General features: G+C 61.8%; 15 protein-coding genes and 1 pseudogene. 13 read left to right on the forward strand and 3 right to left on the reverse strand.

Features of this window, described 5'->3' with window-relative positions; translation table 11 throughout:
* Positions 1–4 precede the first annotated feature (4 nt).
* From cysW to PAQ31011_RS21920, 5 genes and pseudogenes are all read left to right on the forward strand, one after another.
* The gene (cysW, locus tag PAQ31011_RS21905; protein ID WP_150577822.1) at positions 5–910 is read left to right on the forward strand and encodes a sulfate ABC transporter permease subunit CysW; all 906 of its coding nucleotides are present in this window, start codon (positions 5–7) and stop codon (positions 908–910) included.
* A gap of 67 nt (positions 911–977) precedes the next feature.
* Positions 978–1,713, forward strand: a pseudogene (locus PAQ31011_RS21910) (sulfate/molybdate ABC transporter ATP-binding protein); the annotation flags it as partial.
* A 128-nt stretch (positions 1,714–1,841) separates the two neighbouring features.
* Positions 1,842–2,054 carry a TOBE-like domain-containing protein gene (locus tag PAQ31011_RS27030; protein ID WP_370855776.1) on the forward strand — a complete coding sequence of 71 codons (213 nt, stop codon included), beginning with the start codon at positions 1,842–1,844 and terminating at the stop codon, positions 2,052–2,054.
* Positions 2,055–2,132: 78 nt separating this feature from the next.
* Complete coding sequence (locus PAQ31011_RS21915; RefSeq protein WP_039398842.1) at positions 2,133–3,071, forward strand: CysB family HTH-type transcriptional regulator; 939 nt, start codon at positions 2,133–2,135, stop codon at positions 3,069–3,071.
* Between the two features lie 116 nt (positions 3,072–3,187).
* A complete protein-coding gene (locus tag PAQ31011_RS21920; RefSeq protein WP_150577824.1) occupies positions 3,188–4,228 on the forward strand; it encodes an asparaginase in 1,041 nt (346 codons plus the stop codon).
* A gap of 232 nt (positions 4,229–4,460) precedes the next feature.
* Here the strand turns inward: PAQ31011_RS21920 and glxR are convergent, their stop codons facing one another.
* From glxR to gcl, 3 genes are all read right to left on the reverse strand, one after another.
* Positions 4,461–5,363, reverse strand: a complete 903-nt coding sequence (glxR, locus tag PAQ31011_RS21925; protein ID WP_217424884.1) for a 2-hydroxy-3-oxopropionate reductase — start codon at positions 5,361–5,363, stop codon at positions 4,461–4,463.
* 201 nt (positions 5,364–5,564) lie between these two features.
* Positions 5,565–6,356, reverse strand: a complete 792-nt coding sequence (hyi, locus tag PAQ31011_RS21930) for a hydroxypyruvate isomerase (protein WP_150577826.1) — start codon at positions 6,354–6,356, stop codon at positions 5,565–5,567.
* A 189-nt stretch (positions 6,357–6,545) separates the two neighbouring features.
* A complete protein-coding gene (gene gcl, locus PAQ31011_RS21935; protein WP_150577827.1) occupies positions 6,546–8,312 on the reverse strand; it encodes a glyoxylate carboligase in 1,767 nt (588 codons plus the stop codon).
* A gap of 142 nt (positions 8,313–8,454) precedes the next feature.
* On the opposite strand from gcl, the gene PAQ31011_RS21940 reads away from it, so the two are divergent.
* From PAQ31011_RS21940 to PAQ31011_RS21975, 8 genes are all read left to right on the forward strand, one after another.
* On the forward strand, positions 8,455–9,366 hold the full coding sequence (locus PAQ31011_RS21940; protein WP_039398832.1) for a LysR family transcriptional regulator: 912 nt from the start codon (positions 8,455–8,457) through the stop codon (positions 9,364–9,366).
* 117 nt (positions 9,367–9,483) lie between these two features.
* Complete coding sequence (rpsF, locus tag PAQ31011_RS21945) at positions 9,484–9,861, forward strand: 30S ribosomal protein S6 (RefSeq protein ID WP_150577828.1); 378 nt, start codon at positions 9,484–9,486, stop codon at positions 9,859–9,861.
* A 46-nt stretch (positions 9,862–9,907) separates the two neighbouring features.
* Positions 9,908–10,210: a primosomal replication protein N gene (gene priB / locus PAQ31011_RS21950; protein WP_150577829.1), complete on the forward strand. Its 303-nt coding sequence runs from the start codon at positions 9,908–9,910 to the stop codon at positions 10,208–10,210.
* A 2-nt stretch (positions 10,211–10,212) separates the two neighbouring features.
* Complete coding sequence (rpsR, locus tag PAQ31011_RS21955; RefSeq protein ID WP_010803800.1) at positions 10,213–10,494, forward strand: 30S ribosomal protein S18; 282 nt, start codon at positions 10,213–10,215, stop codon at positions 10,492–10,494.
* Between the two features lie 27 nt (positions 10,495–10,521).
* Positions 10,522–10,974 (forward strand): 50S ribosomal protein L9, encoded by a 453-nt coding sequence (rplI, locus tag PAQ31011_RS21960; RefSeq protein ID WP_039398825.1) that lies wholly within the window; start codon positions 10,522–10,524, stop codon positions 10,972–10,974.
* A 302-nt stretch (positions 10,975–11,276) separates the two neighbouring features.
* Positions 11,277–12,644 (forward strand): replicative DNA helicase, encoded by a 1,368-nt coding sequence (locus tag PAQ31011_RS21965; RefSeq protein WP_046293642.1) that lies wholly within the window; start codon positions 11,277–11,279, stop codon positions 12,642–12,644.
* Positions 12,645–12,758: 114 nt separating this feature from the next.
* Entirely contained in the window at positions 12,759–13,385 is a 627-nt protein-coding gene (locus tag PAQ31011_RS21970) for a DUF47 domain-containing protein (protein ID WP_039398823.1), read from the forward strand.
* A 13-nt stretch (positions 13,386–13,398) separates the two neighbouring features.
* Positions 13,399–14,409: an inorganic phosphate transporter gene (locus PAQ31011_RS21975; RefSeq protein WP_039398821.1), complete on the forward strand. Its 1,011-nt coding sequence runs from the start codon at positions 13,399–13,401 to the stop codon at positions 14,407–14,409.
* The last annotated feature ends 205 nt before the right edge of the window (positions 14,410–14,614 follow it).

A 14,614-nucleotide genomic window follows, 5' to 3' on the forward strand; every position in this document is an offset into this window, starting at 1 on the left:
GATCATGTCCGATTCACTCGCTTTCTCGCAGGCCTTGCCGCAATCGGTGAAGGCTCGCAAAGCCGATCCGACCGACGAGCCGGCGTACGTCAAGGCCCTCCTGATCGGTGTGGCGTTGGTGTTTTTCACGTTGTTTCTGGTGCTGCCGCTCGCGTCCGTCTTTGTGACCGCGCTGGGCAAGGGGCTTGCGCCGTATTGGGAGGGGCTGACGAACGACGACGCGCTCTCCGCCATTCGTCTGACGTTGCTCATCGCGGTCATTGCCGTGCCGCTGAACCTGGTGTTCGGGGTGGCGGCGTCGTGGGCGATCGCGCGTTTCGATTTCAAGGGCAAGAGCGTGTTGACGACGCTCATCGACTTGCCGTTTTCGGTCTCGCCGGTTGTCGCGGGTCTCACGTTCCTGCTGATTTTCGGCCGTCAGGGGCCGCTTTGGGACTTTCTCGATGCGCACAACCTGAAGATCGTGTTCGCGTTGCCGGGACTGGTGCTTGCGACGGTGTTCGTCACGTTCCCGTTTGTGGCCCGCGAACTGATTCCGTTGATGCAGGCGCAGGGCAGCGAGGAAGAAGAAGCGGCCCGTGTGCTGGGCGCAAGCGGTTGGCAGGTATTCACGCGTGTGACGCTGCCGAAGATCAAGTGGGGCCTGCTGTACGGCGTGATCCTCTGTAACGCGCGCGCCATGGGCGAGTTCGGGGCGGTGTCGGTCGTCTCGGGACACATTCGCGGCGAGACGAACACGCTGCCGCTGCATGTGGAAATTGAATACAACGACTACCACACGGTGGGCGCATTCGCGGCGGCGTCGATTCTCGCGCTGCTCGCACTGGCCACGCTGGGGCTCAAGCTCTGGGCGGAACACAAGCTGGCGCAGGACAAGGCCGCGCGTCGCGCAGACGCCGTGCAGGCCTGAGCGGATATCCACGGACAGCGGACACATTGCATCGAATGGCGTCGCATAGCATCGAGGAGCAAGACAAATGAGCATCCAGGTACAACAGGTTTCCAAGCGTTTCGGCGATTTCGCCGCACTCGACGACGTCAGTCTCGAATTCCCCACGGGCGAACTGGTCGCGCTGCTCGGACCGTCGGGTTGCGGCAAGACGACGCTGCTGCGTATCGTCGCCGGACTGGAGTTTGCCGACGCCGGGCGCGTGGTCCTCAACGGCGAGGACGTCGCTTCGGTAGGCACGCGTGAGCGTCAGGTCGGTTTCGTGTTCCAGCACTACGCATTGTTCCGTCATATGACGGTGTTCGAGAACGTGGCGTTCGGCCTGCGCGTGAAGTCGCGCCGCGATCGCCTCTCGGATGCGCAGATTCGCAACAAGGTGCATGAGTTGCTGGGTCTCGTGCAGCTCGATTGGCTGGCAGATCACTACCCGGCAGAGCTGTCGGGCGGGCAGCGTCAGCGTATTGCGCTCGCACGCGCGCTGGCGGTCGAGCCGAAGGTGCTGCTGCTCGACGAGCCGTTCGGCGCACTCGACGCGAAGGTGCGCAAGGAATTGCGCAGCTGGCTGCGTCGTCTGCACGACGAGCTTCACATCACCACGATTTTCGTCACGCACGATCAGGAAGAGGCGCTCGAAGTGGCCGATCGCATCGTGCTGATGAATCGCGGCAAGGTTGAGCAGATCGGTGCGCCGCAAGACGTGTACGACACCCCGGAGAGTGCGTTCGTGTACGAGTTTCTCGGCGCGGCGAACCGTCTGTCGGGCGAGTTGCAGACGCACGATTTCATTGCCGACGCGGGCAAGTATCGCGTCACCGTGCACAAGGACGATCTGCCGGCTGTGCCGCAGGACGGCCGGGCGATTGCGTATGTGCGTCCGCACGATCTGGCGTTGGTGCCGGCGGGCGACGGCGGCCCGGGCATCGACGTGGCGGTGCGTCGCGCGATTCCGCTGGGCGGCACGGTGCGCGTGGAGCTTGCCGCACCCGGCGACGCCGTGTGGGAAGCCGAACTCACGCGCTCGGGCTGGAAGGCCCTCGGCGCGGATGCTGGCACGACGCTGCGCGCGGTGCCGCGTCAATTGCGGGTGTTTTCCGCGCAGGCATAACGAGCATCGCAAGACAAAACTACAAGCAATCAATTAACACGCGTCACGGACAGACAAGCCACAGGGCGGAGTTACATCATGAATTTCCAGCAATTGCGCTACGTGCGCGAAGCGGTTCGGCAGAACCTCAATCTGACGGAAGCGGCCAGTGCGCTGTACACGTCGCAATCGGGCGTGAGCAAGCAGATCAAGGATCTGGAGGACGAACTCGGCGTGGACGTCTTTGTGCGCCGCGGCAAACGTCTCACGGGCCTGACCGAACCGGGCAAGGCGGTGCTGCAACTGATCGAGCGTATGCTGCTCGACGCCGAGAACCTGCGCCGTGTGGCGCGCCAGTTCGCCGATCAGGACAGCGGGCACCTCGTGGTCGCCACGACGCACACGCAGGCGCGCTACGCGCTGCCGCAGGTGATCAAGCAGTTCACGAGCGTCTTCCCGAAGGTGCATCTGGCGTTGCGCCAGGGCAGCCCGCGCCAGATCGCGCAGATGGTCATCGACGGCGAAGCGGATATCGGCATTACGACCGAGGCGCTCGACCGCTTTCCCGACATCGTCACGTTCCCGTGCTATTCATGGCATCACGTGGCGGTTGTGCCGAAGGAGCATCCGCTGGTCGGACGCGAGAACCTGACGCTTGCCGACATCGCCGAATACCCGATCATCACGTATGACGGCGATTTCACGGGCCGCTCGCACGTAGACAAGGCATTCACCGATCAGGGGCTGGTGCCGGATATCGTGCTCACCGCGCTCGATACGGACGTCATCAAGACCTACGTCGAACTGGGGCTGGGCATCGGCATTGTGGCTGCGATGGCGGTCGATCCGCGCAAGGATCAGGATCTGGCCGTGCTGGAACTCGAAAATGCGTTCGAGCCGAGCACGACGCGTATCGGCTTGCGACGCGGTGCGTTCCTGCGCTCGTACGCTTACCGTTTCATCGAAATGCTCGCGCCTGCGCTCAAGGAGCAGGAAATCTCGACGCAGTTGCGCGAAGCGCTGGAGTTTGCGGCCTGACGTTTCCCGCCGGATGTTGGCATGCTGTGGAGCCGATCCCGCCCTGGTGGCGGGATCGATGTTTTCAGCGATTGCGAGGATTGGGAAGCGGGGCAGTATTGGATACAATCGCTGGCATGACATTGACCTCATTCAACCCGATTCCTCATTACACGGTGTCCTCCGGCGAATTGCCGCGCATTGCGCTGCTCGCCACGGGCGGCACGATCGCGGGCAGCGCGGCCGACGCCACGCGCACCGCCGGTTATCAGGCTGGAGCGCTCGGTGTCCAGGACCTGCTCGCCGCCGTGCCTGCGCTGGGTAATGTGGCCCACATTCACGCGGAACAGGTCGCACAGATCGACAGCAAGGACATGAGCGTCTCGCTGTGGCAGAAACTGGCCGCCCGCGTGAACGCCTTGCTGGCGCAGCCCGATGTGGCCGGCGCCGTGATTACGCACGGCACCGATACGCTCGAAGAGACGGCGTATTACCTGCATCTCACGATCAACAGCCGCAAGCCGGTCGTCATGACAGCCGCCATGCGACCCGCGACGGCGCTCTCGGCCGACGGCCCGCTCAATCTGCTCAATGCAGTGCGGGTGGCGACCGATCCGATTTCGGCCGGACGCGGTGTGATGGTCGCCATCAACAATCAGATTCACTGCGCACGCGACGTCATCAAGACGAGCACCTACAAGGTCGACGCCTTCCACTCGCCGGAAATCGGCGTGATCGGCTGGGTGCAGGACGAGCGCGTGGCGTTTCAGCGCGAGCCGCTTCAGTACCACACCGTCGAAAGTGAATTCGTCGGGCTCTCAGGCGAGTTGCCTGCGGTGGAAGTGGTGTCGAGCTATGCGGGCGTGTCGCGCATTGCCGTCGATGCGCTGGTGGAAGCGGGCGTGCAGGGCATTGTGGTTGCAGGCACCGGTAACGGCTCGCTGCATTCGCTGTTGCAACAAGCGCTGGCCGAGGCGGTGCAGCGCGGTGTGACGGTGGTGCGTGCGTCGCGCGTGGGTAGCGGTCACGTGATGCATAACGGCGCTGCGCCGGACGATCAGTACGGCTTCGTGAGCACCGGCAACCTGCATCCGTACAAAGCGCGCGTGCTGCTGATGCTGGCGCTGCAAGCGGGCGTGCCGCGTGAGCGCATGCAGAGTCTGTTCGACGAGTATTGACGAGTATTCATCGAAGCAAAAAAATACGGCGCGAGTCGTGCTTTCGCTTGACTGGCGCCGTGACGCTCGGCGTGGCGTCTGTCGACGCGCGCGCCCCATCTCTCACCTCTCCCTGCTATTGCTGACGGCTTTTCTGAGGGCCGTTTTCTTCGTCTTCTCGCGAAATGCGCGGTGGGGCCTCGCGCCGCAACGTGACATGACGTGACGCTGCGGCGGGGCCTGTCTTTCAGTCTCAGGCGACGGTGTGGTTCGCGAGCATTTCCAGCGCGCGCACCATGCCCGAGTGATCCCATGCTGCGCCGCCGTTGGCTGCGCAGGCATTGAACAGTTCCTGCGCCGTGGCCGTGTTCGGCAGCGACACGCCGAGGGTCTTCGCCGTTTGCAGCGCCAGGTTCAGATCCTTCTGGTGCAGCGCGATGCGGAAGCCCGGTTCGAAGTTGCGCTTGACCATGCGCTCGCCGTGCACTTCCAGAATGCGCGACGAAGCGAAGCCACCCATCAGGGCTGCACGCACCTTCGCGGGATCTGCGCCAGCCTTCGACGCGAACAGCAGGGCTTCGCCCACGGCTTCGATCGTCAGTGCCACCACGATCTGGTTGGCGACCTTGCAGGTCTGGCCGGCACCGCTATCGCCCACGAGCGTGATGTTCTTGCCCATCAGTTCGAAGAACGGCTTCACATCGTCGAAGGCGGCTTGCGAGCCACCGACCATGATCGACAGCGACGCAGCCTTCGCGCCGACTTCACCGCCCGAAACCGGCGCGTCGAGGTATTCGCAGCCGAGTGCCTTGATCTTCTTGGCGTATTCCTTCGTTTCGATCGGCGAGATCGAGCTCATGTCGACGACGATCTTGCCGGCCGTCAGACCTTCTGCCAGACCGTCCTGGCCGAACAGCACAGCGCCGACGTCAGGGGTGTCCGGCACCATCACGAACACGATGTCTGCGCGCTTGGCGACTTCCTTGGCCGACGTGCAAACGGTCGCTTGACCGTCGATCAGGTCTTGCGGGGGCGTGCGACGCTCGTACAGGAACAGCTTGTGACCGGCGTTTTGCAGATGCTTCGCCATCGGCGCGCCCATGATGCCCAGACCAATAAAACCGAGTTGTGCCATTTCGAGACTCCTTGTTGCCAAAGTTTGAAGTTGTTGTTGCCGACCGTCGGACGGGCAGGGCGCGAGTGCGTGAGTGCTACAGGCAATGAGCCCTCACGCATCCCCCGTGCTCCGGCCGCATGCCCCCTGCATGCGGCCGGCGGGGCCCTTCCTCGTCGAAACCCGGTCGGCCGATGATGCTTGGGTGACCTTGTGCACGCGCTTGTGCAGCCTTATGCGGCCTTATGCAGCTTCACGCAGACCGGCCGTCTTGAACCAGCCGAGGCCGTCCGTGGTGGTCGTTGCGGGCTTGTACTCGCAGCCGATCCAGCCCTTGTAGCCAATGCGGTCGAGGAACGCGAACAGGTAGGCGTAGTTGATCTCGCCCGTGCCCGGCTCGTTGCGGCCCGGGTTGTCGGCGAGCTGCACGTGGGCGATACGCGCCAGATTCGTCTCGATGGTCTTGGCGAGCTCACCTTCCATGCGTTGCATGTGATAGATGTCGTACTGCAGGAACAGGTTGTCCGAGCCGACGGCGTCGAAGACTTCCAGCGTCTGCTTCGTACGGTTCAGGAAGAAGCCCGGAATGTCGTACGTGTTGATCGGCTCGACCAGCAGGCGGATGCCTTCTGCCTTGAGGGCGTCGGCGGCGAAGCGCAGATTGCCCACGAGCGTTTCGGTGGCGGCTTGCGTCGACAGATCGGCGCCTTGCTTGCCCACGAGGCAGTTCAGTTGCTTCACGCCGAGCGCTTTGGCATAGGTGATGGCTTCGCCCACACCGTCGCGGAACTCCGCCACGCGATCGGGGAGGATTGCGATACCGCGCTCGCCTGCATCCCAGTTCCCGGCGGGCAGGTTGTGCAGCACGAGGTCGAGCTGATACTGGTTCAGCTTGTCGGCGATCTGGTCTCGATGAAACGCGTACGGGAACAGGAACTCCACGCCGCGAAAGCCCGCTGCGGCGGCCGCCTTGAAGCGGTCGAGGAACGGCACCTCGTTGAACAGCATGGTCAGGTTGGCGGCAAATTTCGGCATTGCGCTGACTCCTCTCTCTCTTTTAGGGGGTGGTTTCGACGATTCGATGCAAGGGTGAATGCTGGGTGAAGCTAAGGTCACACGGGGTTACTACAAGGTTGCGGAGCGCATGCTTTGGCCGTTCACGGGGTCTAGCCGAAAGCGGAGGGGACGCATGCGCCCCGCAAACCGTTGGCAGTGCTGGCAGGCTTACGCCGACACTGCGTCGTCTTCTTCCACGACGTCGACGATTTCTTCGAACTCGTTGACGTTGTTGATTTCGGTGCCCATCGCGATGTTGGTCACACGCTCGAGAATCACTTCCACGATCACCGGCACGGAGAACTCGGCCATCAGCTTGCGGGCCTGAGCGAACGCGGGTTGAATGTCGTTCGGCTGGAACACGCGGATCGCCTTCACGCCGAGGCCTTCAGCGACCTTCACGTGATCGACGCCGTAACCGTTCACTTCCGGCGAGTTCACGTTCTCGAACGCGAGCTGCACGCAGTAGTCCATGTCGAAGTTGCGCTGTGCCTGACGGATCAGACCCAGGTACGAGTTGTTCACCACGACGTGGATGTACGGCACCTTGAACTGCGCAGCCACGGCCAGTTCTTCGATCATGAACTGGAAGTCGTAGTCGCCCGAGATGGCCACGACGTCCGACGACGGCGATGCGACCTTCGCACCGATGGCGGCCGGCACAGTCCAGCCCAGCGGGCCTGCCTGGCCGCAGTTGATCCAGTGGCGCGGCTTGTTCACGTGCAGGAACTGCGCAGCGGCGATTTGCGACAGGCCGATCGTCGAGACGTAGCGCACGTCGCGGCCGAAGAAGGCGTTCATTTCCTGATACACGCGTTGCGGCTTGATCGGCACCTGATCGAAGTCCGTGCGGCGCAGCATGGTGCGCTTGCGCTTCTGGCAGTCGGCCACCCATTGCGAGCGGTCCGGCAGACGACCGGCAGCCTTCAGTTCCTTGGCGACTTCGACGAACAGCGTCAGCGCGGCTTTGGCGTCGGACACGATGCCGTAGTCCGGGCCGAACACGCGGCCGATTTGCGTCGGCTCGATATCGACGTGTACGAACTTGCGGCCCTGCGTGAAGACATCCACGCTACCCGTGTGACGGTTCGCCCAGCGGTTGCCGATGCCCATCACGAAGTCGGACGCGAGCATCGTGGCATTGCCGAAGCGGTGCGACGTTTGCAGACCGACCATACCCGCCATGAGCGGATGGTCGTCGGCGATGGTGCCCCAGCCCATGAGCGTGGGCACGACCGGCACGTTGACCGTCTCGGCGAATTCAACCAGCAGGTCGGCAGCGTCGGCGTTGATCACACCGCCGCCCGACACGATGAGCGGACGCTCCGAGGCGACCAGCATCTGAATGGCTTTCTCGGCCTGAGCGCGCGTGGCGGCAGGCTTGTACACCGGCAGCGGTTCGTACGTGTCGGGATCGAATTCGATCTCGGCGACCTGCACGTCGAACGGCAGATCGATAAGCACCGGACCCGGACGGCCCGAACGCATCAGGTGGAATGCTTGCTGGAACACGCGCGGCACGAGGGCCGGTTCACGGACCGTCACGGCCCACTTCGTGACCGGCTTGGCGATCGACTCGATGTCGACGGCCTGGAAGTCTTCCTTGTACAGACGGGCGCGCGGTGCCTGGCCGGTAATGCACAGAATAGGGATGGAGTCGGCTTGTGCCGAGTACAGGCCGGTGATCATGTCCGTGCCTGCGGGGCCCGACGTGCCGATACAAACGCCGATGTTGCCGGCTTCTGCACGGGTGTAGCCTTCGGCCATGTGCGATGCGCCTTCGACGTGGCGGGCGAGCACGTGCTCGACGCTGCCAGCCTTGCGCAAGGCCGAGTAGAACGGGTTAATGGCGGCGCCGGGCACGCCGAATGCGGTAGTGATGCCTTCCTTCTCCAGCACGCGGACGGCGGCCTCTACGGCGGTCATCTTGGCCATGTGACTCCTCCAATGGGTAATGACGAATACGGGACTTATAGGGATGAATCTTGTTGGAGGTCACTTTAAGCCGGTACGATTTGTTTGATAAGATCACAAAAGATCGTTTTTTTAAGAACAAAAAGTATCGAATGGAGGCGTGATGGACCGCTACAAACAGATCGAAACCTTCGTGCAGGTGGCCGAAGCCGGGAGTCTGGCCGCGGCGGCGCTCAAGGAAGGGGTCTCACCGGTGATCCTCGGGCGGCGTATCGACGCGCTCGAAAAGCGTCTCGGCATCAAGCTCATGTACCGGTCCACGCGGCGGCTGGCGCTCTCGGAAGAGGGTGGCGCTTTTCTGGAGCGCTGCAAGCAGTTGCTCGGCGACTGGGAGATGGCGGAGAACGAAATCAGCGCCGGTCGGCACGCGGTCTCCGGTCACCTGATCGTGTCGGCCCCGGCGGCGTTCGGCCGCAAGCACGTCGCCCCGCACGCACCGGCGTTCCTGCGCCTGCATCCCGAAGTGCAGATCTCTTTCAATCTGACGGATCGCGTGGTGGATATCGTGCGCGAGGGTTACGACATGGGGATTCGTATCGGTGGCTCAGTCGATCCGAACTTCGTGGCCGTCAAACTCGCGCAGAACCGGCGTGTGGTGTGCGGCACACCGGCCTACTTCGCGCGCCACGGTCGTCCGAAGACGCTGGAGGACCTGGCCAAGCACAACTGTCTGGCGTTCAACCTTCAGGGCGGGCAGCAGCGCGGGTGGTACTTCAAGCGGCAGGGTAAGCTCGTGACGATTCGCGTGGCCGGCAGTCTCGACTGCAACGACGGCGAGTTGCTGCACCGCTGGGCGCTCGAAGGGCTGGGGCTCGGCTGGCGCTCGACGTGGGAAATCCAGCGGGAGTTGCAGTCCGGGGAGCTGGAGACCGTGCTGGACGAATACGCACTGCCCGATTACGACATCCTCGCCGTGTACCCGCAGCAGCGCTTCCAGCCCGCGCGGGTGCGGCTGTTCATCGAACAGTTGCGGCAGATTTATGCGCGTCCGAACTACTGGCTGGAGAACGGCTGAACGTCACCGATAGCGCGGGAGTTGATGCTCGACATGAAATCCGCTAGAATCGCGGGTTCTGCAACCTTGCTGCACTGGTTCTGACGCCCAGGCAGCTTTGTCCATAAGGAGCACCCTATGCGTCATTATGAAATCGTATTTATCGTCCACCCCGATCAGAGCGAGCAAGTGCCTGCAATGATCGAGCGCTATCGCAGCACGGTCGAAACCCGTCAGGGCAAGATCCACCGCGTCGAAGACTGGGGCCGTCGTCAACTGGCCTACATGATCGAAAAGCTGGCCAAGGCTCATTACGTTTGCATGAACATCGAATGCGACCAGGAAACCCTGGACGAGCTGGAACACGCATTCAAGTTCAACGACGCCGTTCTGCGCCACCTCGTCGTCAAGATGAAGAAGGCTGAGACCGCACCGTCGCCGATGATGAAGGAAGTGGCCCGCGAAGAAGCCAAGAAGGCTGCCGCGACGCCCGCGACCGAAGCTGCCGCTTCGTAATTAGCGCACCGGAACGCATCAGGGTGCCAACGGAAACATTGAACGCGTGAATCGCTTACGGCTCGAGGCCAGCATCGTCGAAATCGGCACGCTGCGCTATACCCCGGCCGGGCTTCCCGTGATCGATGTCACGCTGGCGCACGAGGGAACAGCCGAAGAGGCGGGCGTGGCCCGTCAGATCGAGTTCTCGATACCGGCAGTTGCGATCGGTCCCATCAGTGCCAAAGTCATGGCGTTGGGACTCGAGAAACCGGCCCAGTGGGCAGGGTTTCTAGCTAAGAAGCATCGCAATAGCCGCACCCTGGTGTTTCACATCACAGCATTGCAAGCATTTGAAAAGGATTGTTGAACATGCCGCGTCCTAACGGTAAAAACAAGAAGTTTGATCGCCGCCGCCAACAGCAAAACCCGCTGTTCAAGCGCAAGAAGTTCTGCCGCTTCACCGTCGCTGGTGTCGAGCAGATCGATTACAAGGATGTCGAAACGCTGAAGGACTTCATCGGCGACAACGGCAAGATCACCCCGGCTCGCCTGACGGGCACCAAGGCGCACTACCAGCGCCAGCTCGATACGGCCATCAAGCGCGCGCGTTTCCTCGCGCTGCTGCCGTACACCGATCTGCACGGTGCTTAATCGCCAGTCGACGAAGGAGAATAGATAATGCAAGTGATTCTGCTGGAAAAGGTCGTCAACCTGGGTAACCTGGGCGACATCGTGAAGGTCAAGGATGGTTTCGCACGTAACTTCCTGATCCCGACGAAGAAGGCTCGCCGCGCCACCAAGGACGCGATCGCCGAATTCGAAGTTCGCCGCGCCGAACTGGAAAAGGCTGCCGCTGACAAGCTGGCTGCTGCTCAAGCCGAAGGTGAAAAGCTGTCGGGTCTGACCGTGCAAATCTCGCAGAAGGCTGGTGTTGACGGCCGTCTGTTCGGTTCGGTCACCAACTTCGACATCGCTGAAGCCCTGGGCACCCAAGGTTTCAAGGTTGAGAAGATGCAAGTGCGTCTGCCGAACGGCCCGCTCAAGACCGTGGGTGATTTCCCGGTTCAAGTGGCGCTGCACACCGACGTCGTGATCGACGTCACCGTGTCGGTGCTGGGCGAGCACGCCTAAGTCGTACCCGCGTCAGCTTCCCGACGCGAATAAAAGACGGAAGTCGGAGTACCGGCTTCCGTTTTTTTATGTCTGTCCGTTCCGTTGTGTTGGCTGCCGGAATATCCGGTCGCCGGTCTCGCATTGCCGTACGCCGACCGCCTCCCGGTTGCTCGCTCCCTTCCATCCAAGTCATCGTTCGATAGCGCCACCTTATGCTGCCTCCAGGGAAACTGCTGAACAAACAACGTCCTGAAAAGTCGTCGCGCAAGCGCGATTTTGCCGGGACTGACCGGGATCGCGGGGACGGTATAATGCCCGGCATGAACGCGCCCGATCCCCAGCTCGATTCGCTCAAGGTGCCGCCGCACTCCATCGAGGCGGAGCAATCCGTGCTCGGCGGCCTGCTGCTCGATAACAGCGCCTGGGACCGCATTGGCGACTTCTTGTCCGAGTCGGACTTCTACCGCTACGACCATCGTCAGATCTATCAGCACATCGGGCGTCTGATCTCCAGCGACCGACCTGCCGACGTTATCACCGTCTTCGAATCGCTCACCTCCGCCGGCAAGGCCGAGGACGTGGGTGGACTCGCGTATCTGAACGCCCTCGCGCAGAACACCCCGAGTGCGGCGAACATTCGCCGTTACGCGGAAATCGTGCGCGACCGGGCCGTGCTGCGCAAGCTCGTGACGGTGGCCGACGAAATTGCTTCGGATGCTTTCAATCCACAGGGCAAGGAAGTGCGTCAGATGCTCGACGAGGCAGAGGCGAAAGTCTTCGCGATTGCGGAAGAGGGGTCGCGCAGCACCAACGGCTTCCTCGAGCTGCAACCGCTGCTCACGCAGGTGGTCGAGCGTATCGATGAGCTGTACCACCGTGAAGGCGGTAGCGACATTACCGGTATTCCGACGGGTTTCGTGGATCTGGACCGCATGACGTCCGGTTTCAACGGCGGCGATCTGATCATCGTGGCGGGTCGTCCGTCGATGGGTAAGACGACGTTTTCGATGAACATCGGCGAGCACATCGCGGTGGAAGAGGGCTTGCCCGTTGCCGTGTTCTCGATGGAAATGCCGGGCACGCAGCTGGCCATGCGTATGCTGGGTTCGGTGGGGCGTCTCGATCAGCATCGTCTGCGTACCGGCAAGCTGGTCGACGAAGACTGGCCGAAGCTCACGCACGCGATGCAGAAGATGAACGAGACGCAACTGTTCGTCGACGAAACGCCTGCGCTCAACCCGATGGAATTGCGTGCGCGTGCGCGACGTCTGGCACGTCAGTGCGGCAAACTCGGTCTGATCATCATCGATTACTTGCAGCTGATGAGCGGCTCGGGCGGCGGTGAAAACCGTGCGACCGAAATTTCCGAAATTTCGCGTTCGCTCAAAGGCCTGGCCAAAGAGTTGAACGTGCCGGTGATTGCGCTCTCGCAGCTCAACCGAAGTCTCGAACAACGCCCGAACAAGCGTCCGGTCATGTCGGATTTGCGCGAATCGGGCGCTATCGAACAGGATGCCGACATCATCCTGTTCATCTACCGCGACGAAGTCTACAACCCCGACACCCCAGACAAAGGCACGGCCGAAATCATCATCGCGAAGCAGCGTAACGGTCCAATCGGCCACGTCCGTCTGGCGTTCATCGGTGCCTACACGAAGTTCGACAATCTGGCCGGTCCGCAATACTGACGCACCGATTTCCATCTGTTCGGATGCGCATGCGGCATCGCATGCCTCCGACGAGGTAGAATGTGACGTTTTTGTGTCGACCCGTCCCCTATTAATACCCGGAGTTTCCCCATAATGTTCGGTCGCTTCATGCCCACCGAGGGCAAGTTCTTTGACCTGTTCAACCAGCACGCGGCGTGCATGGTCGCAGGCAGCCGTGAGCTGTCCGCCATGCTCAACGACCTGCCAAACGCCGAGGCACGTACCGTTGCCGTGCAGAACAACGAGAAGAAAGCGGATCGCATCACGCACGAGACCATCGACTTGATGCACAAGACGTTCATCACGCCTTTCGACCGCGACGAGATCCATAAGCTGATCAGCACGATGGACGACATCCTGGATCTGATGGAAGACGTGGCGACGGCCGTGTGGATGTACGACATCAAGAGCGTGCCGGCTGAGGCCCGCATGCTGGGCGAGATCTGCGTGAAGTGCTGCGAGCGTGTGCAGAGCACCGTCGCACTGCTCAACGACATGGATCGTGCCCGCGAAATTCTGAAGTTCTGCGAAGAGATCGACGGTCTCGAATCGGAAGCCGACCGCCTGCTGCGTGCATCGCTGTCGAAGCTCTTCCGCGAAGAGGCCGACGTGAAAGAGCTGATCAAGCAGAAGGCTGTGTCCGAATTGCTCGAGTCGGTGACCGACAAATGCGAGGACGTTGCCAACATCATCGAAGGCATTGTGCTGGAAAACGCCTGAGCGGAGACTTTCGATGGCAACGCTGCACATCAGCCTTTGGCTGGTCGGACTATTGATCGCATTGGCGCTCCTGTTCGACTTCATGAACGGTTTTCACGACGCCGCCAACTCGATCGCTACGGTGGTCTCGACGGGCGTGCTCAAACCGCATCAGGCGGTGGCTTTCGCCGCCATGTTCAACGTCATCGCGCTGTTCGTCTTTCACTTGAAAGTCGCGGCGACGGTGGGCAAGGGCACAGTACACCCCGAGATCGTCGATCACTATGTGATCTTTGGTGCACTCGTGGGCGCTATCGCCTGGAACATCATCACCTGGTACTACGGTATTCCGTCGAGTTCGTCGCACGCCCTGATCGGTGGTCTGGTCGGCGCGGCGGTGGCCAAGGCCGGCACGGGTTCACTCGTGGCGAGCGGCCTGCTGCAAACCGTGGCATTCATTTTCGTCTCGCCGCTGCTCGGTTTCGTGCTCGGTTCGTTCTTCATGCTGCTCGTGTCGTGGCTGTTCTTCCGCACGCCACCGGCGCGCGTGGACCGCTGGTTCCGTCGCCTGCAACTGGTGTCCGCCGGTATGTACAGCCTCGGGCACGGCGGTAACGACGCACAGAAGACCATCGGCATCATCTGGATGCTGCTGATCGCGGCCGGCATGTGGCCGCAGGAAGCTGCCGAGCCGCCGCTGTGGGTGATCATCGGCTGCTATCTGGCGATCGGTCTGGGCACCATGTTCGGTGGCTGGCGGATCGTGCGCACGATGGGGCAGAAGATCACGAAGCTCAAGCCGGTCGGCGGATTCTGTGCCGAGACGGGTGGGGCGTTCACGCTGTTCTTCGCATCGTGGCTCGGCGTGCCGGTCTCGACGACGCACACCATCACGGGTGCCATCGTCGGTGTCGGTGCGACCCGCAAGCTGTCGGCGGTGCGTTGGGGCGTGGCAGGCAACATCGTCTGGGCCTGGGTGCTGACGATCCCGGCTTCGGCGTTCATCGCCGCCATCGCCTGGTGGGTCGGCAAGCAGATCCTCTGACGGATCGGTGACCCGAGAGAAAAAGCGGCTTCGGCCGCTTTTTTTACGTCTGTGCTCAGCCGCGGTCAGGAGGATTGAAAGGGCAAATCGACGTCATCGAGAGAATCAATTTCAATAGCCTATTGCGATTGGTTATCATTTTGCCATAGCGTTTTATTCAATCACACCGGAGGCTACTATGACGACATTGATTCAATCGCTGCGC

The organism is Pandoraea aquatica, from assembly GCF_902459565.1.
Classification (GTDB): Bacteria; Pseudomonadota; Gammaproteobacteria; order Burkholderiales; family Burkholderiaceae; genus Pandoraea; species Pandoraea aquatica.